A 3,227-nucleotide genomic window follows, 5' to 3' on the forward strand; every position below is an offset into this window, starting at 1 on the left:
AAGAACAGAACACCGGTGTGCTCTACGACCTACTTACGCTGGGCAATACCCCTTAGTTTTCCAAACTGACTAAGGTGCTCGATCCTCAATCCAGGGCCGTTGGCACCGGTGGGTTCCCCAATGCAAAAAAACTCAGACGCGCATCGCCTCCCCACCTAGTCGATATATGCGCGCCGCCGTGTCATGATAGAGTGTCGCCTTCTCCTCAACGGAGAATTCGTGTGTGATGCGTTTGAAGGCATTCCAAAGCTGACCGTATCCACACGACTGCTTGTCCACGGGGAAGTTGCTCTCGAACATGCATCGCTCGGGTCCGAATGTCTCAATGCACTCTTCGACATACGGGCGCCATGCATTGGCCAACACTATCGAAGATGGTGGACTCTCGCGAACATGGAAATCCCATCCGTTATAAAGCATGCCGAGGCCGCCGATCTTTACTGTCAGGTTTGGAAAGCGTGCAAGCGAACGAAGATTGGACTGCCAAATCTGGAATACATCGCGGCGATCAATATGCGGCGGAATGCCCAGAATGCCCCCCGCATGGTCTAGAACCACTGAAGTTTCCGGAAACGTGCCGAGAAGGTCGACGAGATCCGGAAGCTGATGATAGTAAAGCCATGCATCGAAAGAGAGGCCGAGGGACGCAAGGTGCGAAAATCCCTTCCGAAATGATGCTTCCCTCAGAAGGTGGCGAGGCCCAAACTTTCTGCCGTAGGCGGCGCTGCCACTGTCCCAAGTAGCCCCGTGCCTGATACCTCGGAGGCGCCCATTTCCGGCTCGTATCAATCGCTCGAGCACAGGCTCGACCGCGTCGCCCAAAAGCAAGTCTGCAAAGCCTACGATACCCTCGCAGATGCGCGTCTTCCCGTAGTACCCACTCGCGCTAGCCGCAGCTACCCCATTGGCGAACTCAACTTCTCCTATCGGCTTCATTGCCTCAGAGGCATCGACTCGGTACATCGTTTTGACCTGCACAAAGACCGTCGAAACAATGTTGTGACCGGAGTGTAGGTCTCTCAGAAACTCGTCCAACAGATAGCGACCGTGCCCGCCATCCCAAATGTGGTGATGAGGGTCGACGATCGGCAGATCAGGTTCCAGGGCATCCTCGTGAACGCCGGCAAGCCAGCCATCTAATTCCTTGAGGGGCCGTGGAGTGTTGCCACGAAATTCGGGTACAGGGTTCATGTGACAAGGTTAAAAATTTCGGACAAGTCGCGCGAGCGCCGAACAACTGAGCAAGCAACGCCCTATTGCTGTCGCGTCCCAAGATAGTGAGCGTGCGCCTCCTCGATCCAATCCAACACTCTCGCTGCTTGCCCAATGATCAGGGTCACACCAACTCCGGAAACGATAATATGCTGGAGCGCTTCCTTCGACACTTTGAGATCGAAGAGGCGTATTGCGTGCATCTTGAAAGAGATCTCCACTCCGAGTGCTGCAAGTTGGCAAGCGTGGACAATCTCACACGTCTTCTGGTCGACCTCGGGCACTTCCATGAGTGCCTTACGCATTTCCTTATACCGCTCCACGGCTTGGGCGTTGACTGCCCCCACTTTCGCTGTTGCCGGTCTCAACACAGTCGACATCGAAGCCCCTTAATTTGCGGTTAGAAGAAGACAGGACGATGCGCCGTGCTAACGCACAAAATGCAGTCGCGCGGGAACGGCCCCGGGGCGTACCGTCGCTTCGATCCGGCGCCGCGTTCCGTCTGCGCCATCATCGTCATCTCATTAAATCCCATCATACGCTACTTTTTACTAACGTTACGAGCATCGTTCAAGACAGGGTTTCCACTGGTCCCTACCTACCGCGAGGAGGTTCGGCTTGCATTAAATGTCAAATGTCGAGACAATATTAGAAAGCAACCGGTCCAAGGGCTCACGATGACTACCCAGGAACATCTCCGGAAGGTCGACTCCGATATGCTCGACGAGATTCACGTTTACGCTGGAACCGCTGGCCATTCGGCATGGTTCAGTGAAGACCAAGGCCTGACCTGGTCGCACCCCAATAGTCACTCAGGGATGTATCTCGAAGCTCGCGTGTGGTGTTTTGGGAGCCATGCCGAGTTGCACGATACGCTAGTCGCCGGGACTGACGAGGGTGTCTTTCGGTGGAGCGAGCGGACTGCGCGCTGGGAGTGCATATCGACTCAGATCAAGGACGTTTGGTCGATCGCCTATGACGCTCGCGACCCGTCAACCTTGTATGCTGGAACGCGGCCAGCTGGTCTCTTCCGCTCGCAGGACGGCGGCGAGACATGGAGCGAACTAACCGTCCCGGGTATCGCAAAGTTCTCTGAAATTAATATGGGCCCGACACGGGTGACACAGTTGCTGGCCGACCCATTAGTCTCGGATACCCTTTGGGCAACAATCGAGATCGGCGGCATCTACCGAAGCACCGACGGCGGAAGCTCTTGGTGTGCGCTAAGCAACGGCTTAAATTCGGGCGACGTACACGGGATCGCCGTATCGCGCACTGCGAGGGGCGAGCGTCGAATCCTCGCCACCACAAACCGCGGACTGCACATTAGCGATGACGGCGGAGAGACGTGGCGCTTCGCCGAATTGGAATCGCCTTGGCAATATACACGCGCAGTCGTAACTCGCACGGATGACCCTTCAGTCGTATTCTTGGCCAACGGCAACGGCCCACCTGGAAACGATGGCCGCTTACTTCGCAGTGTGGATGGCGGCGAAACTTGGGAAAGATTGACCTTGCCAGGAACAATCAACAGCACGGTCTGGTGCATCGCAACTCATTCCTCAAATCCTAACCTGATATTCGTATGCACGAACCTAGGTCAACTCTTCCGATCGACCAACGGAGGAGACAGCTGGACGCGGCTTCCGCATGAGTTCGGAGAGATTCGGAGTCTGCATTGGCGGGCAGTGCCCAAGGGGACCCGAGGCGCGCCCCACTCTCTGACCCGAGCCGTGGCGCCCAAGCTAGTGGCAGCTACGTAATCCCTAGAAACGCCGCACGTGCGTGTCCCGAAATGCACATCGAAAAAGCTTACGATTACCTCATTGTTGGAGCAGGATCCGCTGGGTGCGTATTGGCGAGCCGCCTTACAGACGATGGCCGTCGCTCCGTTTTGCTTCTTGAGGCGGGAGAAGATTATCTTCCGGGCAAGGAACCTGCGGACATCGTCGACCCGTACCCGCTGTCGTCATACAATCCGTCGTACATGTGGGATGGGTTGAAGGCTTTCTGGC

Annotated in this window: 3 protein-coding genes; 2 read left to right on the top strand and 1 reads right to left on the bottom strand. The window is 56.1% G+C overall.

The genetic code is table 11. The features are described 5' to 3' along the window. Nucleotides 1-132 precede the first annotated feature (132 nt). Complete coding sequence (locus tag P7F28_RS07230; protein ID WP_277183835.1) at nucleotides 133-1,191, bottom strand: amidohydrolase; 1,059 nt, start codon at nucleotides 1,189-1,191, stop codon at nucleotides 133-135. A gap of 1,124 nt (nucleotides 1,192-2,315) precedes the next feature. On the opposite strand from P7F28_RS07230, the gene P7F28_RS33820 reads away from it, so the two are divergent. Further along, a complete protein-coding gene (locus tag P7F28_RS33820) occupies nucleotides 2,316-2,975 on the top strand; it encodes a WD40/YVTN/BNR-like repeat-containing protein (RefSeq protein WP_368860326.1) in 660 nt (219 codons plus the stop codon). A gap of 32 nt (nucleotides 2,976-3,007) precedes the next feature. Then, nucleotides 3,008-3,227: NAD(P)-binding protein (locus tag P7F28_RS07235; protein ID WP_277183836.1), on the top strand; the 220-nt coding region annotated here is incomplete at its 3' end.

It is taken from the genome of Caballeronia sp. BR00000012568055 (assembly GCF_029439455.1).
In the GTDB taxonomy this organism is placed as follows: domain Bacteria; phylum Pseudomonadota; class Gammaproteobacteria; order Burkholderiales; family Burkholderiaceae; genus Caballeronia.

Bases quoted from the DNA above. Each gene is read 5' to 3' on its own strand.
- P7F28_RS07230 (WP_277183835.1), bottom strand. From the start codon at position 1,191: ATGAACCCTGTACCCGAATTTCGTGGCAACACTCCACGGCCCCTCAAG.
- P7F28_RS33820 (WP_368860326.1), top strand. From the start codon at position 2,316: ATGGGCCCGACACGGGTGACACAGTTGCTGGCCGACCCATTAGTCTCG.